Below are 26,625 nucleotides of genomic sequence, written 5' to 3'. Positions count from 1 at the left end.
CGAACTCTATTCGCTCAGTACTGTCGGCAAGCGGAACCAAAACTGCGCTCCCCCTTGAGAATTGGTTTTGTAGCCGATACTTCCACCCCATTGCTCTACTGTAATTCTACAGAAATATAGCCCTAAGCCAATTCTTCCCGGGCTATTTTTGCCTTGGGAAAACTTTTGAAATAAAGTTGTAGCGATTTCTGGTTCTATGCCAGAACCCATATCGTCAACTGTAATAACTATGAAATCTCCTTCTTCTTCAATCCCAATTGTCACCGCAGAGTTTGGTGGACTGTGCCTGTAGGCGTTTTCTACCAAATTCGTTATCGTTCTTTCCAGACGTGACGTTTCTCCTACAACTTTCCATGCTCTGGTTTTATCAACATCGATTTGTAGCCGTAAATCGATCTGATTGAGAAAGAAAACTGGTGATAAAGCATTCACAACTTCTAAAACGCAAGCTAGCGCATCTGGTGCTTGTTGCGGATCGTTTCCCAACCCTTCCAAAGTCTCAATTTCAGCCGCAAAAGCATCTAAAATTTCTCGAATTAATGTTTCTTGTTTTTGACACTGCTTTTTACCGATATTTAAGTATTCTTGCGCTTTAGAATTGAGGTTTTGGAGTGAGAGCAGCTCGAAACAATACTTGATTCCCGTTAACTGTCCGGCTAGATCGTGAACGATACAATGAATTAATACTTCTTTTCTTTGAATTTCTTTTAATAAATTGTAGTAATTTAAACTGTTTTCTCTAGCTTTTTGGAGTAGAAACTGATGCTCTTTATAATTAGAAGCAATTAATAATATTTTTTTCTCATTTAGACAAACTGCTGAAGCCTCTAAATAAAATTCTTGTCCTGATAAGTCAGTTTCCGTCCACAGTCCAGATTTAATTCTTCCCGATTGATTTTTCTGCCAAAAGGCTTCTGCGTCGATCAAAAAATTATCGAGTACGGGAAATTTCTGTCCCGGCATCAACTGTTGTTGTAAGTCAGTATCTCCATAAAATTGTACGAACCAGATAGGTGCAGTACCGATGAGCTTGAATGAATTATACTCCAATCGTTCTAGAACAACGACATTTAGTGCCGCAAATAGCTCATCTATGATGCTTTCCTCGCTCATGCTACTAAAAACGTAAAGATAGGTATTGGTTCGCTAGCAATGCCTTTAAATATAGTATGACTTCTCCTGAAGCGAGCTTGCATCTCACCGATGCGATCGTATGTGTTGCGATCGATCGCGATCGCGTTAGGAGTTGCTTGAAATCCTAGCTGTTCTATAATTGCCATGCGATCGCCAACAGCAAGCAAAGTTTTTTGATTCTGACTACCAGTAATACCCACAATCAGGGACCCAGAAACAATACTGATACCAACACCAAAAGCAATGCATTTATCAACTTGCCGCACCTGACTCATCTCTCGTACTGTCTCTAAAACTCGGATCGCTGCTTCAATCGCGCGCACCGCAGGCGAACCAGTCACCGGAAGTATGCCAAACAAACTTGTTACAGCATCCCCAAAACCTTTACTCACTATCCCACCTCGATCTAGTAACGGTTGCGCGATCGTGGAAATATATGAGTTGAGAGTGGCGATCGCTTCTGCTGGCGGGTAATCTTCAATCGAGGAGTTGAGGCTGCAAATCTTAGCTAAAAGAATAGTCACATCTCGGCGATCGCCTTTCTCTAATGCTGTCACTAATTCCTGCGATAAGTTAGCTGCGATTCGATCGTGTAGGCTTTGTTCTAGCAATCGAGAATGATGTTGGCGAATTAAACTCAAGTCGTTGCCTTGTTGCTGAAGGATGCTGTACTGATGCTCGTATCGTCTTGCATCCAATAATAGTATCCAGTCGCCTTCATCCGCAGAAAAAATGTGAACCTCGGCAGCAACTCCCGATTCCATTTTTATGCAAGGTAAGATAATTGGCAAATTCCCAAAAGGTAGCAATCCCGCTAAAAATAAAATCTTTTTTTCAACACACTCGCCTCGTTCGAGATGATGAAAACCATACAATGATAATTGACCTCCCCAGCTCACTAAATAGCCATCCTTTACTAAAAAGTAAGCCGGACAACGACTTTCAAAAATTAACTCTTGAAAGTACTTGACTATAGATTTAGGGAGGTGAGACATCCATTGCCTCCAGCATTTGTTGTGTGAGTTTGGCAAAGGCTTCTTCTACACCTGTAGCTGTTTTAGCACTAGTCTCGATCGCCGTCCAGTTTTTTTGTAAAAGACTATCCACTACTGAATCCTCTATTTCCCAATCTGCTGTTAAATCTGATTTATTCAATACCAATATAAAGGGAACTTTGCCGAGAGTTTCTTCTACCCTTTGTTGTAAAGATAATGCTTTATCTAAAGTATAGCGACGAGTTCCATCTACGACTAGAAGATAACCAGATGCACCTCTTAAATAAGACATCTGCAATTTCTGAAACTCGTCTTCACCGTGGATATCCCACAGAATTAGATTGACTTCTCGCTCGGCAATTTTAACTAGTTTTTTATCAATCTTTACTCCTACGGTTGAATGGTATATTTCTGAGTAAATACTTTTAACGAATTGCGATACTAGACTCGTTTTTCCCGTAGCAAACGCACCGACCATACATATTTTTTTTTGAATCATATCTCAAACAGCAAATTTTTTCTAGGGTGCATCCGTTAAAAATACCTTAAAAGAAACGCGACGATTCATTTCTGGATTGTTTTGGCTGACATTTTGTTGCCAAGGTTCTTGCGTCCCCACGCCAATTGTCGTTAAATCAGACGATCTTATTCCTCGCGAAACCAAAACTAATGAAATTTGCTTTGCTCTAGTTTTACTGAGATCCATATTATGCTCTATCGAACCATCGCTATCTGCGTGTCCTTTAATTTCGACTCGTGCGTTCTTTTGCAAAATTGGAGCCATCTTTGTGAGTTTTTGAATAGCTGCAACGATCTGCTCTAATTTCTGTTGTTGATTTGGTAAAAGTTGCGGGCGATCGTTCACAAATAAGAGAACTTCTCGTTCTAATTCAGTTTTAGTTTTGAGCAATTCTTGGAGTTCAATTGTAGTTAGATGCTCTGTCTGTAACTGCGACACTCCAGGGAGATTAGGAGCCAATTTTTTTGCTCGATCGATCCACTGTTGCGGTGCAGTACCAGTCATATAAAGAACGCCGTTGCGATCGACTTTCAAACTCGTAGTTGCTGGTGGTTGTAATAATTTTTCCGCTCTTTTAGTCACAAATTGTGGAGCGAGCGAGATGTAAGGCTCCCAACGGCTGACAACATTTTTAGGGTCGATCTCTGCATCTGAAATTAATTGAATCGGATCGACAGCCAAAGGGTCGCGCAATCCCGATATATGATACTTGCCAAAATGTTTTTCAGCACTAACGACAACTATTCCTGCGTGCGAGTTTAATGTTTCTAAATATGCCTGCCATTTTTGTCGAGCTTGAAAAGACATAAAACTCCACAATCCTAGCGTACAAAAGAGTCCGCTTATCAATAATAATAAAAGCGGTGAAGGTTTTTCTGATGTACTTTGATATTGAGCTTGAAGGCAATTTTCTAAATAAGGTTTGCTGGCTTCAAATGGAGTGTCGTCGCCGTGAAAATTCAACAGTTCCTGGTAAAATTTCTTGTGAATTGTTTCTAGGGTAGCTTGAAAATTTTCTCTTAATTCTTTAGGTGCATTACCTCGAATTATGCCTGCTAAAATTGCTTGGGGACCTTGCTCGATCCAAATCGTCAATTCGCCAAATTCTAGCGCGTCCAACCGATCTTGTTGCTTAACCTTAAACGAGTCTTGCACGAAATCTTGAATTGCTTTTAACATAGCTGCAACCAGATCTGCATCTTGTGTTGCGGTCAGATCTACTGCCAAGCTATGCAATAACAGTCCAGTGTGACGATGAATCAAAAAAACTTCTTCTACTCGATAAACTAGCGTTCGTAGCAAGACAACTTCGGCAAAAGACTTACCAGTTTGCATTGCTTCTAAGCGCCAGCGAAAACTTCTTGGAGTTAAGCTATGGTCGAGTGCTTGATTAAAAGTGGCAACAAAAGTTTTTAGCGCCGCCATTGCAGCTTTGCGGCTAGCAGATCCGATGATGGGAAACAAAGCATCGGACAGCGTATTCAGGTCTTTTTTGACCGAGGTTTGAATTGCTTGTTCTACAGTTGGGACGACGGCTTGAGTCAGTTGGTCGTCCTGTAATGACCTCAGAATAATCGCCTCTGGCAAAACCCGACTCACATCTTCGACTCGGAGTTGCGATTTATCGAGTTTTGCTTGAAGTTCGGGACCGAAAAGTAAATCCCGTAATTCGGCGATCGCTTCCTCTTCGGTAGTAAAATTCTTGTGGGGTGGTGGTTGCGATCGCTCTGTTGGTGTTGATGGCTGTCCATCCAAGACTAACTGACGCAGTTGGTCTAATACTTCTGCTTCAGCAGCGGTGAGATCGATATTTTGCGATCGATCCAGCAGACTCTCCAGCTCCGTCAGTGCCTCAACCTCAGAGCTTGAAGTGTCAGTAGATTGGCGACCAGAAGAGTCAGTCATTTGTCGATCGTTTCCTTATATCCCCCATACTCACATTGAATTGTATAGCTACCTGTAGTCAAGGGGACATGAAACACTGACAATTCTTATACAACTATTGTATTAAAGGAGTCATATGATTTTAACCACAGCCAGCTTAGTTGGCGACAAGCGCGTCGTGCAGCATCTCGGTATTGTAAGTGGCGAAGCGATTCTAGGGGCAAATATTTTTCGCGATTTCTTTGCCGGAATTCGGGATATTGTCGGTGGTCGCTCGGCAGGTTACGAGCGATCGCTCAGAGAAGCGAAGGATACTGCCATGCGCGAGATGATTCAGCAAGCTCAAGCTCTCGGTGCTAATGCAGTCATTGGCATTGACATCGATTACGAAACCATTGGTGTTGGCAATGGCGGTAGTATGTTGATGGTGGCAGTCAGCGGTACTGCTGTTGTCTGCCAGTAATCATCTCGGTAACTCTACTTCAAATGGAGCTAAGCGGATTCGAACCGCTGACCCCCTCAATGCCATTGAGGTGCTCTACCAACTGAGCTATAACCCCGCACAAGTGCGTTTTTTATTATGCCTTAAATCTCTCTTTGCCGTCAATCTGCACTATTTAGTTATTTTAAGCATTAATATCCGCGGGCTAAGTAGCTCATGCAGTTCCCCATCAAAAAGTAGACAACTAACATGGCTGCGGCACTAGCTGCCACTAACACCCCTGCCAGCATCATCGAAAATTCCTTACTCGCAAACGCCTCTTCCATCAGGTGCAGCGACCAAGCCACTAAAGCTACGTCAAAAATGAGAATAACTGTCAGCATTTTTTAAGATATTTTAAAGCATATTTCATATATCTTAACTAATTCTCAGGAACCTGGTCTTAATTAGAGGTTAAGTTTTTCTTGCTACAGAAATTTGGCAAATTAATAGCGCCGATTAGATCTAATTAAGCCGGATGGGGCAGTTGCGATCGCTCAAATAGGATTTAATTTGTCCTACACTCAACTGACCGTAATGCAGCAATGAAGCTAACAAAGCAGCTTCAGCTCTCCCCTCAGTCAAAGCAGTGTAGATATGCTCGCAGTTTCCCGCACCACCAGAGGCGATAACTGGGATTTCTACAGATGAGGCGATCGCGCCAGTTAATTCTATGTCATACCCTGCTTGAGTGCCATCGGCATCCATACTCGTGACCAACAACTCCCCAGCACCTCGTTGGGCAACTTCTTGCGCCCATTGCAGAGCATCTATGCCAGTGTTCTCTCGTCCACCACGAACGTAAACGTCCCATCCAGGGTTATTGACATCCTGCCGTCGCCGTGCATCAATAGCCACTACTATACACTGATTGCCAAAGCGATCGCTGGCACGATTAATTAAGTCTGGGTCTTTAACTGCGGCAGAATTGATGCTCACTTTATCCGCTCCCGCTCTTAACAAATTTTTAATTTGTTCTAAGGATTGGATGCCCCCGCCGACAGTCAGAGGAATAAACACTTGTTCGGCAGTACGATAAACCACATCAAAAATAATGTCACGGTCTTCGTGGGTAGCAGTAATATCCAGAAATACCAACTCATCCGCCCCAGCTTCGTTATATACTTTTGCCAACTCTACCGGATCGCCTGCATCTTGGAGATTGACAAAGTTTACCCCCTTCACAACCCGCCCCGCCTTTACGTCCAAGCAAGGCAAAATTCTTTTAGCTAACATAGTTCGCCCTTCCAATGACTCCAGAGATTATAGGGGATAAACCTGTGTAAATATAGGGAAACTAAGGATGTCTTGGACAAGGGAGACAAGGGAGATAAGGAAGCATTTACTCCCGACTCCCGACTCCCCACTCCTCACTCCCCAGATCATGGCAATTACTTCTTCCAAACAAAGGAAGCATTTACTCCCGACTCCCGACTCCCCACTCCCCAGATCATGGCAATTATTTCTTCCAAACAACCGTCAGAACCTTCTAAGCCTGCAAAAAAGCAACAGAAGAAACCTCAACCTCAGCCTGTTGTAGAGGATTTGTTGCAACCGCAGGCAACTGCGGAGGAACAAAGCAAACAAGAACAAAGCTTGCGCCCCCACACATTTGCCGATTATATCGGGCAAAAAGACTTGAAAGAGGTGCTATCAATTGCGATTCAAGCCGCTAAAGCTAGAGGAGAAACCCTAGATCATTTATTGTTATATGGTCCGCCTGGATTGGGTAAAACTACGATGGCGCTCATTTTAGCAGGAGAAATGGGAGTAGACTGCAAGATTACCAGCGCCCCAGCATTGGAAAGACCGAGGGATATTATGGGTCTGCTGGTGAGTCTCAAACCAGGAGATATTCTATTTATTGATGAGATTCATCGCCTGTCGCGGATGGCGGAGGAAATTTTGTATCCGGCGATGGAAGATTATCGTTTGGATATTACGATCGGTAAAGGAGCGAGTGCCAAAACTCGTAGTATTACGCTACCTAAATATACCTTGGTAGGAGCGACGACCCGCGCCGGGGCGCTATCTTCCCCATTACGCGATCGCTTCGGTTCGGTACAGCGGTTGCGGTTTTACGAACCAGCGGAATTGTGTCAAATTGTGTTGCGGACGGCTGAGTTATTGCATACACCAATTAGCGATGACGGGGCGTTGGAACTTGCCAAGCGATCGCGAGGTACGCCGCGTATTGCCAACCGCCTGCTGAAACGAGTGCGAGACTATGCCGAAGTTAAAGCAGCAGGTACAATTACGCAAAATGTAGCCGCAACAGCTCTAGAATTATATCAGGTAGACCCTTGCGGTCTAGATTGGACAGACCGAAAAATGCTGAGCGTGACGATCGAACAATTTAATGGTGGACCTGTGGGTATTGAAACCCTAGCAGCGGCGACGGGTGAAGATATCCAAACAATTGAGGAAGTCTACGAACCTTATCTGATGCAAATCGGTTACTTACAACGGACTCCTAGAGGTCGCGTTGCCACTCCTGCGGCATACAAGCATTTAGGTTTGAAACCACCCAACGGACAACTATCGTTACTGTCGCAATCGGATTTATGATTTACCACCCCAGTTGGACGCGCTTCAATACAGACAAGATTGAATTTGTAAGTGTCAATCTGCGCGTCTGCGTGCTGACACTATTACTCAGTGCTTTGTTTGTCTTGGGATGGGTAGAACCAGCGGTTGCCCAGCAATCACCGCCACCAAATCTGAGTGTAGAACAGTTACAAAATCTAGAGAAATTGGCGAATGAAGCTTTTTCTTTAACTGAGAAAGGCAACTTTCCCCAAGCTGAAACTTATTGGACGCAAATTATCGAAGAATTTCCCACCAATGCGGCAGCTTGGAGTAACAGAGGCAATTCTAGAGTCAGTCAAAATAAATTAAATGAAGCGATCGCCGATTATAACAAAGCGATCGAACTTGCCCCGGGCGTGACCGATCCTTTCTTAAATCGCGGTGCGGCTTTGGAGGGTTTAGGAAAATGGTCAGAAGCGATCGCCGACTATAATCATATTTTAGAAATCGATCCTACCGATGCAATGGCATATAACAATCGCGGTAATGCCGAAGCAGGTTTGGGACAATGGGAAAAGGCGATCGTCGATTACAAAAAATCTGCTGATACTGCCCCTAATTTTGCTTTTGCCCGTGCCAATTATGCCCTAGCTTTATATCAAGATGGTCAAAAAGATAAAGCCTTGCGGGAAATGCGAAATATTATTCGCAAGTATCCTCAATTTGCTGATGTCCGCGCCGCCTTAACTGCTGCACTTTGGGAACAGGGAAATAAGGGAGAAGCAGAAAGTAACTGGGTAGCTGCTGTAGGCTTAGATCCTCGTTATAAAGACATTAACTGGGTCACAAATATTCGCCGTTGGCCCCCCACTATGGTTGCAGCTTTAGAAAAGTTCCAACAGCTTAAATAAGATACGTTGTTAATGTCCGCTACCATGAGTAGCAAATCTATATTTACCCAACTTTTTATAGGCTATTTACCTCCTGAAGTGCAAGGAAAAATAAAGATTTACCTGAATTTGCACGATAGCAACCCTTGGCAAGCAAGTAATGACATGACATAGCAAGTGTATTTTTTTCCCCTGTTGTACACCGCATTCTAAAGTGCGCGAAAACATAGGTCATTTGTTAAAATGACACGCAGAGGCTCGATACTAAAACACTAAGTTTATGTCGATTATGATTTCTCTTAGTCCAGAAGTGGAAGCGCAGCTGCGGGAAAAAGCAGCACAACAAGGACAAGATGTAAGTATTGTCGCGGCTGAATTGATAACTGACATTTTAAAATGGGAGTTGCAAGATTCTGAAGCAGCTATTGTAGGTATTCAGCGCGGTTTAGATGAATTTGAAGCGGGACGTTCCCGTTCATTTCATGAGTTTGCTGAAGAACAACGCCGTAAATACAATCTGCAAAACGATTCGTGAGTTATCGTATTGAAATTTCTAGCGTGGCAGAGGGAGAAGCAGATAGTGCATTTCTGCGAATATATCAAATAACATCATCTGAGAAAGCAAGCCAGTGGTATGAAGGGTTACTGAGAGTAATTGAATCTTTATCAGAAATGCCTAAGCGTTGTTCGCTTGCAAGAGAAGAGCGGTATTTTAGTCAAGAAATTCGTCAACTTCTCTACGGTAAAGGTCGTAATTCTTATCATATTCTTTTCACTATTATTGAAAATAATGAAGCGGCTACAGTTCGGATTCTTCACATCCGACACGCAGCACAACAGACTGTAGGAGAAGGCTAAAAACGCTAAAAACATATAGGGGCGCACAGTTGTACGCCCCTACAAACGTATTGTGAATCGATACCTACGCCATTGGTAAAGAAGGGCGATCGCTCATTAAAGCTTTAGTACTCGATTCACCCGCACGTTGGATCTGGCGCGTCATGCGAATCGTACAGAGAGTGACTGCACTCCACTGTCCTAATAGCGCCAAAAAGATGGTTGTATTGCTGGCTTTTTCTAACGCAAACCAAGCAAAAGGAGTAAACAACCATAATCCAGGAATTTGTTGTGGTGCGATTGATAGCACGGTGAGAATGGCTGCGGGTAATAAAATGACCGCACCCAAAGCCCCAGCAATCCACAAACCTTGCTTTTGCGCCCGCATAAATGTTAAAAGTTGGGCGATCGCAGCACAGATCAGTAACAAATTACCACCAATAACCATACTCAAGAAAGCAGGTTGTTTGTCAATCGGTTGTAAGACAAAGGTAATCCAAAGAGTTAGAGTTGTAGCAGCAATAGCTAAGTTTAGTGCGATCGCGAGTATAGCTGGGCTTTTTTCTCCCCACGTCAAATCTTTTACTAGCGAAGAACTCAAGAACTTTTGACGATTGCTAACTCTTTCCCGTCGATATCTTGCCCAATCTTGCAAGGTTTGACGCTGTGGCGTGAGAGTTACAATCAAACAGATAAACAATACCAAGTTATAGACAAGCAATTCTTGAAAGTTATGTCCGAGATTGGTTGAATATCGATATTTAGGTGTTGTAGCAGCAAATGCAACTAAAATCGCCTCCAAACTCGCCACCATCAAGTAACTTTGGCTCTTACTAAAAATGGTTTTACTAGGATTATGGAATCGACGCTGCAAAGCTTGCCAAATCCAGTACGTCCCAACCCCGAAGTTGAGAACTGCTAAACCCAAAGTCGCCCATAACGCATCGCCTACAGGCAGATAGAATAATTCTAAATCTGCCGTGCTAAGCAGCGACAAACTATAGTTTTCTAATTCAGTTGCCTTAGCGATTTGCTCAAAAATCAGAAATGGTGAAAACAAATTTAGCCAGTCTGACGGTGTATGAAGTACAGGTTTGGCAGTGGCAATAAACAGGCACACAAATGCTGCACCGCTACCTAACCATGCTTGAAATCCACCTAGCCAAGCACTCACTAAACCAAATAGTAAAGCAGCACTGAAAAAGAAAATACAGCTAGCAACTACTAGCCCATAAAAGCTGAAAATTAGACTCAGAGGAACGTGCGCTCCAATCCCGGCGATTAAATGTAGCGGTACAGCCAGACCCACCACAATATACAACAAACTTGGTACACCCAATAGTTTGCCAATTAAAATACTTTTAGCTGATTGAGGGCTGAGGCGAATAAAATTGAGTGTGTCTCGACGTTCTTCATTAGCTAAGTCACTAATCAGCGTGTAAGTCCCTGCTAAAATGAGGGCAAAAACACCAAACTTACTGACAGTGTAAAATATATCCCACCACCACATCTGCCAATTAATCAAAAGATTTCCCGCAGCATCCGTGAGACATTCAGGTATAGAATATTCCCACTGCTCGCCAGTACATAAAGGATGACGAGTTGGCATTGACCAACCTTGACTAGCAGATGGTAATTTTGCTTGAAATATGCGAAATAAGAAAAATTGTCCCAGTAAAGAAATAACTGTCGAAATAATTAAATTGCGCGGTTTAAATCTCCCTTTAATCTCCCGCAACAACTGAGGGTTTCTATCCCCCAATTTGTCTATCCAACTTAATCTCATAAAAATAAATCTCCCGTTCTGGTAATTGGTAATTGGTAATTGGTAGTTGGTAGTTGGTCATTTATTAGCTGTCACTTCTGAGTTTTAGCTTTTGACTTTTGACTTACCCCTAACCCCTAACCCCTAACTCCTAACCCATAGTTAAGACGCTTGCTGGTGTCCTAGTTTGAGGAAAATTGTTTCTAAGTCTTCCTGAGTACAATGAAATTCAGATAAAGGAACGCCAGCTGCAACCAGCGATCGCAATAAATCCGCACAGTCTTCCTGATTTCCAGTAAAATCTATCTGCACCCGCTGTCCTCCCGGTAACACCTCCCATCCCGCTACGAGGACGTGATTATTCAATTCTGCTGTTAATCTTTCGATTTCTCCCAAGGTTGTTAAGAAAATTTGCTGGCGGGCGAGTCGCTGATATAACTGACTCAAGGTTGTACTTTCGACCAAAAAGCCCAACTCCATAATGCCCACGGAAGTACATAACTCTGCTAAGTCGCTTAAAACATGGGATGAAATCAAAATCGTCATTCCCGCTTCTTGCAAAACCTTAATAATTTCCCGAAACTGCATTCGGGCGATCGGGTCAAGTCCCGAAACGGGTTCGTCTAATAGTAGTACAATTGGTTCGTGGATGATTGTTCTTGCCAAACTCAGGCGTTGCTTCATTCCCCGCGACAGGGTAGCAATTAAACTGCGGCGTTTTTGACTCAATTGGACGAGTTCTAAGACTTCTCGCAAGCGTTGACTGCGGCGCGGTTCTTTCAACTTGTACAACCGCGCAAAATAGTCTAGGTAGTCCCAAACGGTGAGATCGTCGTAGAGGGGAAAGTCGTCGGGTAAATACCCCAGGCGTTGCTTGAGGATAGAATTATCGCGATCGCCCACTAAGCGATCGCCATTGATGTATATTTCTCCCTTAGTTGGTTCCTCGGCTGCTGCTAACATCCGAATTAGCGTTGTTTTACCTGCACCGTTCGGTCCAATTAAGCCGTAAACTTCCCCAGCCTGAACTTGTAAATCGACATCGTTCACCGCAATGTGGCGATCGAATTGTTTCGTCAGCCCACAAGTGCGAATTGCCAGTTCGTTGAGCATGGGTGCTAAGTTTGGGAGACAAGGGTGAGTCAGCGTCAAGAACGCAACTTCATTATCGGATAGCTTAGCTTGCTTGGATCTATTTTGTCAGTAGGGTTAAATGCCGAGTGTGATTGATAGTAAACGCTGCGCTACACTTCGTGAAGACGGTTGATAGTTGACGGTTGTGAAGTTGCCATTTTTATGCGGCGAGACTCAACATTTTACAAACTTTTTCAACAATCTCCTACTTTCCGATTTGAACTATTGACAAAATCTCCAGTAAATGCAGAGAATTACCGTTTTGATTTTGTTGCGATCGAAGAAGCCAAGTTTGAAATTGACAGGGTATTTTTACCACCAGAAAATGAAGGTGCGGCTGTTGCAGGTCTTGCCACGCTTATAGTGAGATGGTGAAGGTCATTATATTGCTTGAGCGATCGGTATTAGCAAATTAATCACAGATTTTTCTTAATAAGAAACTTTATTATGTAGCTAGCTTGAGTAGCAAGTGGAGAAGGGAACAATTCAGAATTCACGCTCCATTTCCCTGCTACTATAGTTAACCCGACAAGTCTTTATCCAAATCATCCAATATGTCACAGCAGCAATACCGAATCGCGCTTTTACCTGGAGATGGCATTGGTTCCGAAATCATCCAAGTAGCGGTAGAGGTGCTGAAACTGGTGGGAGAACAACTAAATATCGGCTTTACATTTCAGGAAGCCTTAATTGGTGGTGCAGCTATTGATGCTACAGGCGAACCCCTACCAGAGAAAACTTTGGAAATTTGTCGTAATAGCGATGCGGTATTATTAGCCGCGATCGGCGGTTACAAATGGGATAACTTACCGCGCCACCAGCGCCCTGAAACGGGGTTATTAGGACTGCGGGCGGGTTTAGGTCTATTTGCCAATTTACGCCCCGCCAAGATTCTGCCACAGCTAATTGATGCCTCTTCCCTCAAACGAGAAGTCGTGGAAGGGGTAGATATTATGGTAGTGCGAGAACTGACAGGGGGAATTTACTTCGGACAACCCAAGGGCATTTTTGCCACCGAAACCGGAGAAAAGCGGGGAGTCAACACGATGGCTTACACCGAGTCAGAGATCGATCGCATTGGACGAGTCGCATTTGAAACAGCTCAAAAACGCAGAAACAAACTCTGTTCTGTCGATAAGGCGAATGTGTTGGAAGTCTCTCAACTGTGGCGCGATCGCATCACCGCCCTTGCCTCAGAATATCCCGATGTCGAACTCACTCATATGTATGTTGATAACGCTGCCATGCAGCTAGTTCGCCACCCGAAACAATTCGACACAATAGTTACAGGCAACCTTTTCGGTGATATTCTCTCAGACGAAGCAGCTATGCTGACAGGTAGTATCGGGATGTTACCCTCCGCTAGTCTAGGTGCTAGTAGTGCAGGAGTTTACGAACCCGTCCACGGTTCCGCCCCCGACATTGCCGGACAAGACAAAGCAAATCCTCTAGCACAAGTTCTTAGTGCTGCTATGATGTTACGCTACGGCTTAAACCAACCAGAGGCAGCCGATCGCATCGAGCAAGCAGTATTAAGAGTTTTAGATAGAGGCGGTCGCACGGGCGATATCATGTCCCCTGGTATGAATTTGCTGGGCTGTCGGGCAATGGGTAAAGCACTGATTGAGGAATTAACCAAAGGATGACAGGTAGTTGGTTATTTGTCATTGGTCATTAGTCATTAGTCATTGGTAGTGATTCTTCATTGATAACTGACAACTGACAACTAAAAAGGGTGACAAACCTAGATGCACCAGCTATAACTTAAGAATAATTTTAGATAGAGATGGAGCAATTTTGTGGTATATGCTGGATCGCGGAGAACTGAAGACCCCTCTCATCCCCTAAATTACCCTGTGTTGATCGACCCTACAATCTTGAAAGTAGCTCGTCAAATTTACCGCGACTACTGCGAAACCCACGCCTCAAATGCCAAGCGCCCATCAGGAGTTGTTGTCAATCAATTAACTTATCAGGGTAAAGTTCTCTTTTCCACTCAACCAATCCTGTTACCCCAAGAACGCTTCATCCCCATCGCCCAAATCGAAGCAGAAAGCCCATAAGTTAAGTCGTAAGTCGTAAGTCGTAAGTTGTAAGTCGTAAGTCAGAACTTACTGCACTCTTACCCCTTACCCCCGATTCCTTACCCCTCATAAATGGACACTCTCCTTGCCATACCAGTTGCAGTTATAGTTTTTGCTCTTGGAGCGTCTATTGGTAGCTTCATCAATGTTGTAGTTTATCGCGTACCTGCAGGGTTATCCGTTCTCTATCCGCCTTCTCGCTGCCCTCATTGCTTGCATCGGCTAGGAAAAGAAAATTTACCAGTGCTAGGGTGGTTGTTACTGCAAGGGCGCTGTAAGTACTGTAGAAATCCAATTTCCATTCGCTATCCAATTATTGAAGCAGTCACGGGACTGCTATTTTTATCAATTTTTTGGACGTTTGATATTTCAGCTCAAACCCTCGGTTATTGGGCTTTTGCAAGTTGGTTGCTGGCACTATCGCTGATCGATCTAGATACGATGACATTGCCCAACCCGCTAACACAATCGGGATTAGTTCTGGGTTTGGTATTTCAACTAGCTATGGGTTATTTAGTTCAAGGCACTTGGACAGGAGCAATTCATCAACTCATGGCTGGTGCGATTGGAGCTGTATTAGGAATTTGGTTATTTGATGCCATTATCATCGTGAGTTCCATCTGTCTCGGACAAACCGCAATGGGTGGAGGAGATGCGAAATTAGCCGCCATGATGGGTGCTTGGTTGGGCTGGAAATATTTACTCTTATCGGGTTTTCTGGCTTGTGCTTTGGGTGCATTTGTCGGCGGAGGTGCGCTCGCCCTTGGTATACTCCATCGCCGCCAACCAATGCCTTTCGGCCCCTTTCTCGCCCTCGGCGCAGTCATCACCGTGTTTGCTGGTGAAGCCATTCTTTCAACTTACTTCCGGTTGATGTTTCCCAATATATAGGGGCGAGGAGTGAGAGGATTTTGGATTATTTCTTTGCACACCTGCTTTCCCAGTTCCCTTGTCTCCCTTATCCTCTTGCCCTAATCCCCACTCCCTACCCTTCGGGAACGGCTTCGCCGAACGGTCGTGGGGAAGAGCGAGTTCCCCTTGTCTTCCTTGTCTTCCTTGTCTCCCTTATCCTCTTGCCCTCACTCCTCGCTCCTCGCTCCTCATTCTGGTAACATAATCTTGTGAACTGGATGACGCTAAGAACTACGAGCTGGCGTTGGGAAGCGGAGCTAATGCAACAAATCCTAGAGGCGCATGGCATCCCGACGCGGATATTAGATTTGGGTAGTACGAGCTATTTTGGTGCAGGCAGTCCCGCCGCTTTGCAGGTCTACGCAAAGGATCGGTGGACTGCCTTACTGCTGTTGAGTCCGATTGAAGAGGAGTAAATCAGCGCTAAAAAATGTCAAAATATCTAAGCTTAAGTTTAATAACACGATAGTAACTAAAGTACCCAAAATAAGGTAATGAAGTTACGGAACCTACAAGTGTAGGGCATAAACGCTGTTTTCAAATTTGATATCTGGTGGAAGATCGAGATAAACATGGCTACTAACGACGAATCTCGCGGTTTAATGTCTTTACTTGACTGGTTTGCCAATCGCCGCAAATCTGGTTCCATTAGTCAAGAACGCCACGAGCGCGACATTGCTGATGGATTGTGGAATAAATGCCCAGAGTGCGGAGTTTTGGCATACAACAAAGACTTGATGGCAAATCAAATGGTTTGTTTGGAATGCGGGCATCATATGCGGGTAGACAGCAACGAACGTATCCGCCAGTTGATCGATGCCAATACCTGGAAACCGATTGATGAGAATTTGCATCCCGCCGATCCGCTACAATTTCGCGATCGCAAAGCCTATAGCGATCGCTTGCGGGAATATCAAGAAAAAACTGGTTTAAATGATGCCGTGCAAACAGGTTTCGGTCAAATTGACGGTTTACCAGCAGCCCTTGGCGTGATGGATTTTCGCTTTCTCGGCGGTAGTATGGGTTCAGTGGTAGGTGAAAAACTCACCCGTTTGATCGAACAAGCAACCCAGAAGCGATATCCTGTAGTAATTGTCTGTGCCTCTGGTGGTGCGAGAATGCAAGAGGCAATGCTCAGCTTGATGCAAATGGCAAAAATTTCTGCCGCCTTAGAACGCCATCGCGCTGACCAATTGCTATATATTCCAGTGTTAACCAATCCAACAACTGGTGGTGTCACAGCGAGTTTCGCTATGTTAGGCGACATCATCTTGGCAGAACCAAAAGCAACAATTGGTTTTGCCGGACGACGGGTGATCGAGCAAACCCTGCGTCAAAAACTCCCAGATAATTTCCAAACGGCTGAAGACGTACTAGAACACGGTTTCGTCGATGCGATCGTTCCTCGTACCCAACTTAAGAAAACTTTAGCTCAGCTGATTGCCCTACATCAACCACTTACTACTGCTCCAAATCTAGTACATATAGAAGGTATAGCTCTTAGTTCGAGTATTTCTGGCTGAAATAGGAGCGTAGACGCGACAGCGGCTTCTCGGAGAGTGGAGCGAGGAGTGAGGGCAGGGGAAATCGCTCCTCTCTATCTCTTCAATACCAATCGTTGCCATACTGAATGTGGCATGAGCGTATACTGCAACCCAGTAAGTTTACAATTTTTTACATAAAATTCATAAACTAGCCCTTTCCTTCGTCCCTCGCTCCTCACTCCTCGCTCCTCGCCCCTCCTATCTCTTCAAGGTTTAGGAAACAAATTGTGCAGTGACATGGTATTCATACATAATTAGAGCGTCTGTCTCAATCTCTAATTGTTTCTAAACAATCGTTCATTATGGGTTTTGCCGATTTGTCCATTGCAGAAATCGCAGCGGACTATAACCTTCCCGCAGCGGAGGTCATGGTTTTGTGCGATCGCTTGGGAATAGCTTATAAAAATCCTCAGACCCGTCTAGCTTTGGAAGATGCTAAGGCAGTTATCAGTCAAATTTTGTCTCAAAGGCAAAGCTCTGAGGCTAGCGATCGTCAGTGAAATCGAACTAGAGATTGAGCAAACCGTAACAAGTGCTGTGTTGAGCGTCCAAATTTTAGGAGAACCATGTTCAAAAGATTAATCGGGCTAGTAATGGCGACTGTGATGTTAGCATTTGGGCTAGTTGTTGGCAGCGCCGCCGCAGTTGAGATGAGCGAAGCTATCCGTACAGTGCCACTGAATGACCAAGGCGACACTACGGTACTAAGCCTCAAACAGGTGCAGGAAGGCAAACGTCTATTTAACCAAGCCTGCGCTCAGTGCCACGTTGGTGGTGTGACTAAAACTAACCAAAACGTCGGATTAGACCCTGAAGCTCTAGCCGGAGCTACACCGTCTCGGAACAACATTGAAGGGTTGGTGGATTATATGAAAAATCCTACTACCTACGACGGAGAGGAGGAAATTGCCGAAATCCATCCCAGTATCAAGAGTGCGGATATTTATCCAGCGATGAGAAATTTACGGGATGAGGACTTAACAGCGATCGCCGGACATGTTCTGCTTCAACCGAAGATTTTGGGTGACAAGTGGGGAGGCGGCAAAATTTACTACTAAGGCATATCATTTGTCATTTGTTATCTGCCATAAACTAATGACCAATGACCGTTGACTATTAACCAATGTCCAATGACCAATCGATTGTTTGGCTGTCTGTTCTTTTCTCTGATAGTTTGCCTGGGAGTGCTACTGCTGCCAAGTACTCCTGCTCAAGCTGCGATTGACTCCTACGTGGCTCGGTATTTACATGTCACTGAGCCAATCGATTTGGAAGTGAGCGACCGCGAGACTCGCTCGTTTTCACCAGAAGAAATATCCCAAGGGAAGCAGTCTTTTTCACAAAGCTGCCAAACTTGTCATGTCGGTGGCAGTACCATATCTTTTCCAGAAGTTTCACTCTCTTTGGAAAAGCTGAAAGGAGCCATGCCATCGCGGGACAATATTAACGGTTTAGTTGCTTATATGCGTAAACCAATGACTTACGACGGCAGCGAGGAAACTTACTGGTGTCGCGAAGTCCCTCAAAGCTGGTTGACACAAGCACAAGTGGAAAATCTAGCAGCTTTTATTTTGACAGCAGCCAAAAAAGCTCCTGGCTGGGGTACAGAAACCTTCTAATTTTGTAGAAGTCGGGAGACAGAAGACAGGAAAAATTTAAACATAGGCAGTATAAGGGGTGTTGTGTCCGCTTTGTAGTAGCGGTGCAATGCCCCTTATTGTTGAAAACCGACTACGAGCCAACAAAAACTATTTGGGGAGCTAACAAACATACATCATCTATTTGAGCTAAACGCCCGATACCCAAAAAGCGATCGCTCTCATCTTCAACTCTTAAAAAAGCATCGTTTGTCGTGGTGACAGGAATTTCTGGGTAGGGAATTTTTTGACCCAAACACCACTTACGCGCCACTGGCTCTGATAAATTAACGCTAGGAAGATGCTGTAAAGCCATAGCAGGAGGAATAGGCTCGAATATGCCTTGCTCTAGCTGTGTGGCTAATTCATCTAAACTGAGACTGGCAGCAATTTCAAAACCGCTACTACGAGTACGAGTTAATGCTGCTAGCGTCCCACCAGTTCCTAACACCGCACCTAAGTCCCGCGCGATCGCCCGAATATACGTTCCCGCACCACAGGCGATCGCCACTTCCAATTTCGGAAAATCTCCCGCTTGCCAGTCTAAAATGTCAATCTTATATACCTCTACCGTGCGCTCTGGCACGTCTACTTCCTCTCCTGCTCTTGCTAGGTCATACAATCGCTTTCCCTGCACCTGGATGGCGCTGTATTTGGGTGGTACTTGGACGATCTTGCCTTGAAATTGTTTTAATCTTGGAACGATCTGCTCTAGGCTTAAATCTGTTGCTGGCTTAGAACTCAGGATCTCTCCTTCTAAGTCGTCGGTTGTGGTTGCGATGCCAAATTGAATTGTAGCTCGATAAGCCTTATCTTGAGGCAAAAACTGTAATAACCGCGTAGCTTTGCCAACTGCGATCGGCAAAACGCCACTAGCCGCAGGGTCTAGCGTACCCCCATGCCCTACCCTCGACGTACGCAACAATCGCCTGACCCGCGCCACGCAGTCATGGGAAGTCCAATCTAGCGGTTTGTTTAAATTAATAAATCCTTGCACGAATTAGTTGTCAGTTATTTTAGTGACTTACGACTTACGACTGCTCTTACCTAGCAGGTTTGACTACTAATACAGAACAAGGAGCATTTTCAACTACTTGACTGCTGACAGAACCTTGAATGATTCGTTTTACTCCGGTCAAGCCGCGACTGCCGATCGCAATTAGGTCAGCTTGATAAATATTTGCTAACCGAATAATTTCTTCAGCCGGATCGCCCGTGACGATCTCGATGATGCTTTCTCCAGATAATTTGGCTTGGTAAGATTGCAGTTGCTTTTCTACTTGTAAATAGGGCAGTCCTTCCGCTACGGCTTGGGGGCGATCGCTGACAACTTCTTGACTTAACTCGACCGCAGGGACGACATGCGCGAGAACCACCTTTGTCGTCGGCTGGAGTTGCAGTTCTTCCAAACTCTGAATCACTCGTTCCTGAATTTCCGAACCGTCAAGAGCCACTAAAATCGTCTTTAGCACCGCCAAACCTCCCATATTACAGTTACCAGTTATCAGTTATCAATTCTCAGTTCGCAGTTCTCAGTAAATCGTGGTTTGCGGTCACTGGTGACTGTTTACTGGTTACTGTTCGCTGGTCACTGTCCATCCTTTTCACCAGTTCCGATTTGCCAATCTCCCGCCTGCAAATCTTGCATTCGCAACCGCACAGAATCAGCGTGAGAAGGCAGTCCTTCGGTTGTTGCGAGGGTATCAATTGCCCCTGCAACTTTTTGGAGTGCTTCCGGCGTGTATTGAATCACACTAGAGTGTTTGAGGAAAGTTTCTACCCCCAAAGCGGAAGCATAACGAGCAGCACCAGAAGTAGGTAACGTGTGGTTGGGACCGGCTAAGTAGTCTCCTACAGCTTCAGGGGTAGAATTGCCCAAGAAAATCGCTCCTGCATGGCGGATCTGCTCTAACAGCGCCCAAGGATCGGCTACTTCTAATTCTAGGTGTTCGGGGGCAAACTCGTTCGATAGTTGAGCAGCAGTATTGAGCGAGTCTACGACTGCGATCGAACCATAGTGGGCGATCGCTTTTTCCGTCAGCGTCCGGCGCGGGTGATTGACTAACTGGCGCTCGACTTCTGTTTGAACTTGCTTAGCCAAACTCGCATCTGTCGTTAACAATATTGCCGCTGCCATTGGGTCGTGTTCTGCCTGGGCTAACAAGTCGGCAGCAACGTGGACGGGGTTAGCCTGTTCGTCGGCAATAATTAAAACTTCTGAAGGTCCGGCTAAAGAATCGATTCCCACCGTACCGTAGACGAGTTTTTTCGCTAGCGTCACGTAAATATTACCAGGTCCCGTAATCACATCGACTTTCGGCAGTGTTTCCGTACCGTATGCCAAAGCCGCGATCGCTTGCGCTCCCCCAACGCGATAAATTTCTTCAATTCCTGCTTCCTGAGCCGCCACTAGTACCGCTGGATTCATTGTTTTTCCCATCCCTGGCGGAGTGACGATGACACAGCGCTTCACTCCAGCCACTTTTGCTGGAATTGCGTTCATCAACACCGTACTGGGGTAGGCAGCCCGACCTCCAGGGACGTATAGACCCGCGCTATCTACTGGGGTGTATCGCTTACCTAATACCACCCCATCTTCATCAAAATGAACCCAAGATTTTGGGACGCGCTGGCGGTGAAATGCCTCAATGCGCTGACAGGCGAGCTGAATGGCGCTGAGTAATTCTTGAGACACCTGTTGGTAAGCCGCATCCAGTTCCGAGCCGCTCACGCGGAGGTCTTCTGGTTTCAGCGTTTGTTGGTCAAATTCTTCAGTGTAGTGAATTAAGGCGCGGTCTCCTTGGCGCTTCACGGTCTGAAGCACCTCCCGAACCGTCGCTTCCTTATGAGCCACTTGTTCGTCGTGGGTGCGATCGCAGATCCGCTGGAGTTCGGCTCTTACCTCAGCCTGCTGAGTGATGATTCGCAGCATGGAGTTCGGGATGCTAATCTAGGAATTGCCTGCTGGGGAACAAAACTATACTATATCCGCCTGACGGCGATTATGGTTTATTTGTTCTTGCTTCTCTAGCTTAACCTGGATTTTTAGTAGAATCGCAATCTTGTCAATCTAGGTGCTATATTAGTACATCTAGGATTTTGTCTAATTTACGATTTTCCCTAACTTAACTGTGGCTAATACAAAGTCTGCTATCAAGCGCGTTCAAATTGCCGAGCGTAATCGGCTGCGGAATAAAGCATATAGCTCAGCCGTCAAAACGCTGATGAAAAAGTATTTCAGTACTCTGGAAGCTTACGCCGCCAATCCTACTCCAGAGCTGAAGCAAGAAGTCCAACAACGGATGTCGGCAGCATACAGCAAAATCGACCGAGCCGTAAAGCGGGGCGTACTCCATCGTAATAATGGAGCCAGGAAAAAATCCCGTCTGGCTAAGCAACTCAAACAGTACGAAATGGCTAAGACTGAAGGATAAAGGCGAGAGGTAAAAGGTAAGAGGTTATTAGTTGCTCTTCCCCTACTCCCTACTCCCTGCTCCCTACTCCCTAGTTATGCAGTTGATCGACTCTCACGTACATCTCAACTTCGACGTGTTTGAACCGGATTTGGCAGCCGTGCGATCGCGATGGCAAGCAGCAGGAGTCGTACACTTGGTTCATTCCTGTGTCGAACCAGCAGAATTTGCCAGCATTCAAGCGATCGCGCAGCAATTTCCTGAAGTCAGCTTTGCCGTGGGGTTACATCCACTAGATGCCCACAAATGGACGGAGAGTATGTCGACAGAAATTTTGTCCCTGGCACGTAGTGACGATCGAGTTGTGGCAATCGGCGAGATGGGACTGGATTTCTATAAAGCAGAGAACCAAGAGCAACAGCGAGAAGTATTTGAAGCGCAATTGGAGAGCGCAGCTACCCTCAACTTACCTGTTATTATCCATTGTCGGGAAGCAGCCGCACAAGTTAGAGACATATTACAGTTGATGAAGCAGCGTCACGGCGAGAAAATTCGCGGGGTCATGCATTGCTGGAGCGGAACTCCAGAGGAAACTGCCTGGTTTCTAGATTTGGGGTTTTATGTAAGTTTCAGCGGCATTGTCACGTTTAAGAATGCTCGTACCGTTCAAACAGCAGCACAGATGGTAAGCAGCGATCGCCTGTTGATTGAAACTGACTGTCCGTTTTTGGCTCCAGTTCCCAAGCGAAAAGAGCGGCGCAACGAACCGGCTTTCGTGCGGCATGTCGCCGAGTCTCTGGCTCACCTGCGCGGGGTTGAACTAGAAGAGATTGCAGCTCAAACAACCGCTAATGCTTGTCAACTATTCGGTTTGTCGGCGTGAATTAGCGATGAGAACAACGGCTCGGATTCGCTACACCTGCTGTCATAGGTATATTAAAAACGCCATAATGGTTAAGGAGCATGTATGAAACAATTTTTTAGCCCACTGCACAAAAGTTGGGAATATACATCATTACGCCGCTTCAACGTAAATTTTTGCTCTTACCCCTTGACAAAACATAGGTGAGAAAATAAGAGGAATTATTCTTTCGCTGTAGCAACCGGAATCTGCCGTCCCTACGATCTAATGAGCCAGAATAGACTGCTTTTTTCTTGTAACTGTCAAGTATTTGGTTTCCTGACTCAGAACAATTTTGATTTTTGCTTACGCGATCGCCTCAACGGGAAATTCCGTCAACGGCGATCGTTTAGCTGTTGTCTGCTTGATGGAGCGAGAACAGTTTAGAAATACGGCCGAGTAAAAGAATTCGGAATTTAGAACTATATGGTATACGGTACAAGCCTCTAGATTCATTCACGGAAAACCACGAAGATGCATAGCATCGACAATCCCTCCCCCGCATTCATAACTCCATTCCAGTCTTGGGATTACACCCAGTCGAGGAAATAGCGTGGGTGAGATAACAATTCCGAATTCCGAATTCACAATTCCGAATTCGAGACGATCCGCCAAACACTTTCACTAGCGAGCTTCAAGACGCATGACTACAGAGATATCTAAAGAATCTACCTCCTACTTGCTGCCCGACTTAATCGAAATTCAAAAAGCTAGTTTTCGGTGGTTTTTAGAAGAAGGCTTAATTGAAGAACTCAACAGCTTCTCACCAATTACCGACTACACGGGCAAATTAGAACTGCACTTACTAGGTCAAAATTATAAACTCAAACAGCCTAAATACGATGTAGACGAAGCCAAGCGTCGCGATGCTACATATGCCGTGCAGATGTACGTACCGACACGCTTGATCAATAAAGAAACAGGCGAGATTAAAGAACAAGAGGTTTTTATTGGTGACCTGCCCTTAATGACCGATCGCGGTACGTTTATTATTAACGGTGCAGAACGGGTGATCGTCAATCAAATCGTGCGATCGCCTGGAGTTTACTACAAATCGGAAATCGATAAAAACGGTCGTCGCACCTACAGCGCCAGTTTGATTCCTAACCGAGGCGCGTGGCTGAAATTTGAAACCGACCGGAACGATTTAGTTTGGGTACGCATTGATAAAACTCGCAAACTGTCGGCGCAAATTCTGTTGAAGGCACTTGCCCTGACAGACAATGAAATTTTTGATGCTCTGCGTCACCCAGAATATTTCCAAAAAACGATCGAAAAAGAAGGGCAGTTTTCTGAAGAAGAAGCCCTGATGGAATTGTACAAAAAGCTACGTCCTGGCGAACCACCAACGGTATTGGGCGGTCAACAGCTCCTCGACTCGCGCTTTTTCGATCCCAAACGTTACGATTTAGGGCGCGTCGGACGGTACAAACTGAATAAAAAGCTGCGCTTATCGATCCCCGATACGACGCGGGTACTGACACCAACAGATATTTTGGCGGCGATCGACTACCTGATCAACTTGGAGTTTGACATGGGTAGCACCGACGATATCGACCACTTGGGCAACAGACGAGTCAGAAGCGTCGGCGAGTTGCTGCAAAACCAAGTTCGCGTCGGCTTAAACCGCTTAGAACGGATTATCCGCGAACGAATGACCGTCTCGGATACAGATAACCTCAGCCCGACTTCATTGGTCAACCCCAAACCCCTAGTCGCTGCGATTAAGGAGTTTTTTGGCTCCAGCCAACTGTCGCAGTTTATGGATCAGACCAACCCATTAGCAGAATTGACCCACAAGCGCCGCCTCTCAGCCCTCGGTCCTGGCGGATTGACGCGAGAACGGGCGGGTTTTGCCGTGCGAGATATTCACCCCTCTCACTACGGGCGGATCTGCCCGATTGAGACTCCAGAAGGTCCCAACGCAGGTTTGATCGGTTCGCTAGCAACTCACGCCAGAGTCAACCAATACGGCTTTTTAGAAACGCCTTACCGCGAAGTGAAAAACGGGCGAGTCTTGTACGATGGCGCTCCCATTTACATGACAGCCGACGAGGAAGATGATTTCCGCGTCGCACCTGGAGACGTACCGATCGACGAACATGGCAATCTGCTGGGCGCTCAAGTCCCCGTGCGCTACCGTCAAGACTTTACCACCACCACCCCCGACCAAGTGGACTACGTGCAGGTAACACCAGTCCAGATCGTCTCTGTCGCCACCAGCTTGATCCCGTTCTTGGAACACGACGATGCTAACCGCGCCCTGATGGGTTCCAACATGCAACGGCAAGCCGTCCCCTTGCTCAAACCGGAGCGACCCTTGGTGGGGACGGGGCTAGAAGCACAAGCAGCGCGAGATTCTGGGATGGTCATCGTCAGCCGTACCGATGGTGAAGTCAGTTATATCGATGCCACCCGCATTCGCGTCCGCGCTGCCAATGGAAGCGAAATCGAATACCAGATGTCCAAATACCAGCGCTCCAACCAGGACACTTGCCTCAACCAGCGTCCGCTCGTCCGTAAAGGCGATCGCGTTGCTGCCGGACAGGTGATTGCTGACGGCTCTTCGACCGAAGGCGGTGAAATTGCTCTGGGACAAAACATTCTCGTTGCTTATATGCCTTGGGAAGGCTACAACTACGAAGACGCAATTTTGATTTCGGAACGATTGGTACAAGAAGACTTGTATACTTCAATTCACGTCGAGAAGTACGAAATTGAGGCACGACAAACCAAACTCGGACCCGAAGAAATTACCCGTGAAATTCCTAACGTCGGGGAAGATGCCCTGCGACAGTTGGACGAACAGGGAATTATTCGCATTGGTGCGTGGGTAGAATCGGGCGACATTTTAGTTGGTAAAGTCACGCCCAAAGGCGAATCCGATCAGCCGCCAGAAGAAAAGTTGCTGCGAGCAATTTTCGGTGAAAAGGCACGGGACGTGCGCGATAACTCCCTGCGCGTACCCAACGGCGAAAAAGGGCGCGTGGTAGACGTGCGCGTATTTACCCGCGAACAGGGTGACGAATTACCCCCTGGCGCTAACATGGTCGTGCGCGTTTATGTCGCTCAAAAGCGCAAGATTCAGGTTGGCGACAAAATGGCAGGGCGACACGGTAATAAGGGGATTATTTCCCGTATTTTGCCTCTTGAAGATATGCCCTACTTGCCCGATGGTAGACCTGTGGATATCGTGTTAAATCCCTTGGGCGTACCCTCCCGTATGAACGTAGGACAAGTGTTTGAGTGCCTCTTGGGATGGGCAGGGGCTAACTTGGGTTCGCGGTTCAAGCTGACTCCGTTCGATGAAATGTTTGGCGAAGAAGCTTCTCGCTCGATCGTCCACGGCAAATTGATGCAAGCCAGAGAAGACACAGCTCAAGATTGGATGTACGATCCAGAGAATCCTGGGAAAATCCAAGTCTTCGACGGCAGAACCGGAGAACCGTTCGATCGCCCGATCACGATCGGCATGGCTTACATGCTGAAACTGGTGCATTTGGTAGACGACAAGATTCACGCCCGTTCTACCGGTCCTTACTCCTTGGTGACGCAACAGCCCTTGGGTGGCAAAGCACAGCAAGGCGGTCAGCGATTTGGCGAAATGGAAGTGTGGGCGCTAGAAGCCTTCGGCGCTGCCTATACTTTGCAAGAACTACTGACGGTGAAATCCGACGACATGCAAGGACGGAACGAAGCCTTAAACGCGATCGTCAAAGGCAAGGCTATCCCTCGACCTGGCACGCCCGAATCTTTCAAGGTATTGATGCGAGAGTTGCAGTCTTTGGGGCTAGATATTGCCGTGCATAAGGTAGAAACTCAAACTGACGGCAGTACCTCTGATGTCGAGGTGGATCTGATGGCAGATCCGGCTGGTCGCCGCACTCCTTCCCGTCCTACCTACGAATCTCTCAGTCGCGAATCGTTGGAAGAAGAAGAAATTTAACTAGGAGTAAGGGGCGAGG

General features: G+C 46.0%; 27 protein-coding genes, 1 tRNA gene and 1 pseudogene. 17 read left to right on the top strand and 12 right to left on the bottom strand.

The window, feature by feature from the left end:
- Nucleotides 1-6: 6 nt before the first annotated feature.
- The 4 genes from N4J56_RS02175 to N4J56_RS02160 are packed head-to-tail and all read right to left on the bottom strand — an operon-like array spanning nucleotide 7 to nucleotide 4,554.
- Nucleotides 7-1,113, bottom strand: a complete 1,107-nt coding sequence (locus N4J56_RS02175; RefSeq protein ID WP_317104939.1) for a HAMP domain-containing sensor histidine kinase — start codon at nucleotides 1,111-1,113, stop codon at nucleotides 7-9.
- Nucleotides 1,110-2,129, bottom strand: a complete 1,020-nt coding sequence (locus N4J56_RS02170; RefSeq protein WP_317104938.1) for an adenylate/guanylate cyclase domain-containing protein — start codon at nucleotides 2,127-2,129, stop codon at nucleotides 1,110-1,112. The genes N4J56_RS02175 and N4J56_RS02170 overlap by 4 nt, the downstream gene beginning before the upstream one ends.
- Nucleotides 2,113-2,628 carry a Rab family GTPase gene (locus tag N4J56_RS02165; protein ID WP_317104937.1) on the bottom strand — a complete coding sequence of 172 codons (516 nt, stop codon included), beginning with the start codon at nucleotides 2,626-2,628 and terminating at the stop codon, nucleotides 2,113-2,115. Before N4J56_RS02165 ends, N4J56_RS02170 begins: the two co-directional genes overlap by 17 nt.
- A gap of 21 nt (nucleotides 2,629-2,649) precedes the next feature.
- The gene (locus N4J56_RS02160; RefSeq protein ID WP_317104936.1) at nucleotides 2,650-4,554 is read right to left on the bottom strand and encodes an OmpA family protein; all 1,905 of its coding nucleotides are present in this window, start codon (nucleotides 4,552-4,554) and stop codon (nucleotides 2,650-2,652) included.
- A 115-nt stretch (nucleotides 4,555-4,669) separates the two neighbouring features.
- Here N4J56_RS02160 and N4J56_RS02155 point away from each other — a divergent pair, with 115 nt between their 5' ends.
- On the top strand, nucleotides 4,670-4,996 hold the full coding sequence (locus tag N4J56_RS02155; RefSeq protein ID WP_317104935.1) for a heavy metal-binding domain-containing protein: 327 nt from the start codon (nucleotides 4,670-4,672) through the stop codon (nucleotides 4,994-4,996).
- 24 nt (nucleotides 4,997-5,020) lie between these two features.
- On the opposite strand, the gene N4J56_RS02150 is transcribed toward N4J56_RS02155, so the two are convergent.
- The 3 genes from N4J56_RS02150 to hisF form a co-directional block, all read right to left on the bottom strand.
- Nucleotides 5,021-5,093 (bottom strand) — tRNA-Ala (locus tag N4J56_RS02150).
- Nucleotides 5,094-5,166: 73 nt separating this feature from the next.
- A complete protein-coding gene (locus N4J56_RS02145; RefSeq protein WP_106544032.1) occupies nucleotides 5,167-5,358 on the bottom strand; it encodes a hypothetical protein in 192 nt (63 codons plus the stop codon).
- A 121-nt stretch (nucleotides 5,359-5,479) separates the two neighbouring features.
- The gene (hisF, locus tag N4J56_RS02140) at nucleotides 5,480-6,250 is read right to left on the bottom strand and encodes an imidazole glycerol phosphate synthase subunit HisF (protein WP_015152523.1); all 771 of its coding nucleotides are present in this window, start codon (nucleotides 6,248-6,250) and stop codon (nucleotides 5,480-5,482) included.
- 216 nt (nucleotides 6,251-6,466) lie between these two features.
- Between hisF and ruvB the strand changes: the two genes are divergently transcribed.
- From ruvB to N4J56_RS02120, 4 genes are all read left to right on the top strand, one after another.
- On the top strand, nucleotides 6,467-7,582 hold the full coding sequence (gene ruvB / locus N4J56_RS02135; protein WP_410500402.1) for a Holliday junction branch migration DNA helicase RuvB: 1,116 nt from the start codon (nucleotides 6,467-6,469) through the stop codon (nucleotides 7,580-7,582).
- Nucleotides 7,579-8,454 (top strand): tetratricopeptide repeat protein, encoded by an 876-nt coding sequence (locus N4J56_RS02130; protein WP_317104933.1) that lies wholly within the window; start codon nucleotides 7,579-7,581, stop codon nucleotides 8,452-8,454. Before ruvB ends, N4J56_RS02130 begins: the two co-directional genes overlap by 4 nt.
- A 259-nt stretch (nucleotides 8,455-8,713) precedes the next feature.
- Nucleotides 8,714-8,968 (top strand): hypothetical protein, encoded by a 255-nt coding sequence (locus tag N4J56_RS02125; protein WP_039715057.1) that lies wholly within the window; start codon nucleotides 8,714-8,716, stop codon nucleotides 8,966-8,968.
- Nucleotides 8,965-9,291 (top strand): type II toxin-antitoxin system RelE/ParE family toxin, encoded by a 327-nt coding sequence (locus N4J56_RS02120; protein ID WP_317104932.1) that lies wholly within the window; start codon nucleotides 8,965-8,967, stop codon nucleotides 9,289-9,291. The genes N4J56_RS02125 and N4J56_RS02120 overlap by 4 nt, the downstream gene beginning before the upstream one ends.
- Nucleotides 9,292-9,355: 64 nt before the next feature.
- Here the strand turns inward: N4J56_RS02120 and N4J56_RS02115 are convergent, their stop codons facing one another.
- Both N4J56_RS02115 and N4J56_RS02110 read right to left on the bottom strand, forming a co-directional pair.
- Nucleotides 9,356-11,056: a hypothetical protein gene (locus N4J56_RS02115; RefSeq protein ID WP_317104931.1), complete on the bottom strand. Its 1,701-nt coding sequence runs from the start codon at nucleotides 11,054-11,056 to the stop codon at nucleotides 9,356-9,358.
- A 141-nt stretch (nucleotides 11,057-11,197) separates the two neighbouring features.
- On the bottom strand, nucleotides 11,198-12,148 hold the full coding sequence (locus N4J56_RS02110; RefSeq protein WP_317104930.1) for an ABC transporter ATP-binding protein: 951 nt from the start codon (nucleotides 12,146-12,148) through the stop codon (nucleotides 11,198-11,200).
- 183 nt (nucleotides 12,149-12,331) lie between these two features.
- On the opposite strand from N4J56_RS02110, the pseudogene N4J56_RS02105 reads away from it, so the two are divergent.
- The 9 genes and pseudogenes from N4J56_RS02105 to psbV2 form a co-directional block, all read left to right on the top strand.
- Nucleotides 12,332-12,511 (top strand): annotated as a pseudogene (locus N4J56_RS02105) (DUF2887 domain-containing protein); the annotation flags it as partial.
- A gap of 212 nt (nucleotides 12,512-12,723) precedes the next feature.
- Complete coding sequence (gene leuB, locus N4J56_RS02100) at nucleotides 12,724-13,815, top strand: 3-isopropylmalate dehydrogenase (RefSeq protein ID WP_317104929.1); 1,092 nt, start codon at nucleotides 12,724-12,726, stop codon at nucleotides 13,813-13,815.
- A 153-nt stretch (nucleotides 13,816-13,968) separates the two neighbouring features.
- Nucleotides 13,969-14,232, top strand: a complete 264-nt coding sequence (locus N4J56_RS02095; RefSeq protein WP_317104928.1) for a hypothetical protein — start codon at nucleotides 13,969-13,971, stop codon at nucleotides 14,230-14,232.
- 93 nt (nucleotides 14,233-14,325) lie between these two features.
- A complete protein-coding gene (locus N4J56_RS02090) occupies nucleotides 14,326-15,144 on the top strand; it encodes a prepilin peptidase (protein ID WP_317104927.1) in 819 nt (272 codons plus the stop codon).
- Between the two features lie 230 nt (nucleotides 15,145-15,374).
- A complete protein-coding gene (locus N4J56_RS02085; RefSeq protein ID WP_192153520.1) occupies nucleotides 15,375-15,581 on the top strand; it encodes a putative signal transducing protein in 207 nt (68 codons plus the stop codon).
- A gap of 156 nt (nucleotides 15,582-15,737) precedes the next feature.
- Nucleotides 15,738-16,688 carry an acetyl-CoA carboxylase, carboxyltransferase subunit beta gene (gene accD, locus N4J56_RS02080; RefSeq protein WP_317104926.1) on the top strand — a complete coding sequence of 317 codons (951 nt, stop codon included), beginning with the start codon at nucleotides 15,738-15,740 and terminating at the stop codon, nucleotides 16,686-16,688.
- A 323-nt stretch (nucleotides 16,689-17,011) separates the two neighbouring features.
- Nucleotides 17,012-17,209, top strand: coding sequence for a translation initiation factor IF-2 (locus N4J56_RS02075; RefSeq protein WP_317104925.1), 198 nt, complete (start codon nucleotides 17,012-17,014; stop codon nucleotides 17,207-17,209).
- A gap of 66 nt (nucleotides 17,210-17,275) precedes the next feature.
- Nucleotides 17,276-17,767 carry a photosystem II cytochrome c-550 gene (gene psbV / locus N4J56_RS02070; protein ID WP_317104924.1) on the top strand — a complete coding sequence of 164 codons (492 nt, stop codon included), beginning with the start codon at nucleotides 17,276-17,278 and terminating at the stop codon, nucleotides 17,765-17,767.
- Between the two features lie 72 nt (nucleotides 17,768-17,839).
- Complete coding sequence (gene psbV2 / locus N4J56_RS02065) at nucleotides 17,840-18,328, top strand: photosystem II cytochrome PsbV2 (protein ID WP_317104923.1); 489 nt, start codon at nucleotides 17,840-17,842, stop codon at nucleotides 18,326-18,328.
- 112 nt (nucleotides 18,329-18,440) lie between these two features.
- Here psbV2 and truB read toward each other — a convergent pair whose 3' ends face one another.
- From truB to hisD, 3 genes are all read right to left on the bottom strand, one after another.
- Nucleotides 18,441-19,343, bottom strand: coding sequence for a tRNA pseudouridine(55) synthase TruB (gene truB / locus N4J56_RS02060; RefSeq protein ID WP_317104922.1), 903 nt, complete (start codon nucleotides 19,341-19,343; stop codon nucleotides 18,441-18,443).
- A 46-nt stretch (nucleotides 19,344-19,389) separates the two neighbouring features.
- Nucleotides 19,390-19,818 carry a universal stress protein gene (locus N4J56_RS02055; protein WP_317104921.1) on the bottom strand — a complete coding sequence of 143 codons (429 nt, stop codon included), beginning with the start codon at nucleotides 19,816-19,818 and terminating at the stop codon, nucleotides 19,390-19,392.
- 116 nt (nucleotides 19,819-19,934) lie between these two features.
- Entirely contained in the window at nucleotides 19,935-21,278 is a 1,344-nt protein-coding gene (gene hisD / locus N4J56_RS02050) for a histidinol dehydrogenase (RefSeq protein ID WP_317104920.1), read from the bottom strand.
- Nucleotides 21,279-21,477: 199 nt separating this feature from the next.
- Here hisD and rpsT point away from each other — a divergent pair, with 199 nt between their 5' ends.
- From rpsT to rpoB, 3 genes are all read left to right on the top strand, one after another.
- A complete protein-coding gene (rpsT, locus tag N4J56_RS02045) occupies nucleotides 21,478-21,780 on the top strand; it encodes a 30S ribosomal protein S20 (RefSeq protein WP_192153512.1) in 303 nt (100 codons plus the stop codon).
- Nucleotides 21,781-21,856: 76 nt separating this feature from the next.
- Nucleotides 21,857-22,642 (top strand): TatD family hydrolase, encoded by a 786-nt coding sequence (locus N4J56_RS02040; protein ID WP_317104919.1) that lies wholly within the window; start codon nucleotides 21,857-21,859, stop codon nucleotides 22,640-22,642.
- Between the two features lie 661 nt (nucleotides 22,643-23,303).
- On the top strand, nucleotides 23,304-26,606 hold the full coding sequence (rpoB, locus tag N4J56_RS02035; RefSeq protein ID WP_039715072.1) for a DNA-directed RNA polymerase subunit beta: 3,303 nt from the start codon (nucleotides 23,304-23,306) through the stop codon (nucleotides 26,604-26,606).
- Nucleotides 26,607-26,625 lie beyond the last annotated feature (19 nt).

Source organism: Chroococcidiopsis sp. SAG 2025 (genome assembly GCF_032860985.1).
Classification (GTDB): domain Bacteria; phylum Cyanobacteriota; class Cyanobacteriia; order Cyanobacteriales; family Chroococcidiopsidaceae; genus Chroococcidiopsis.
Note: the sequence above shows the minus strand (reverse complement) of the source record. Positions and strands in the feature narration are given on the sequence as shown.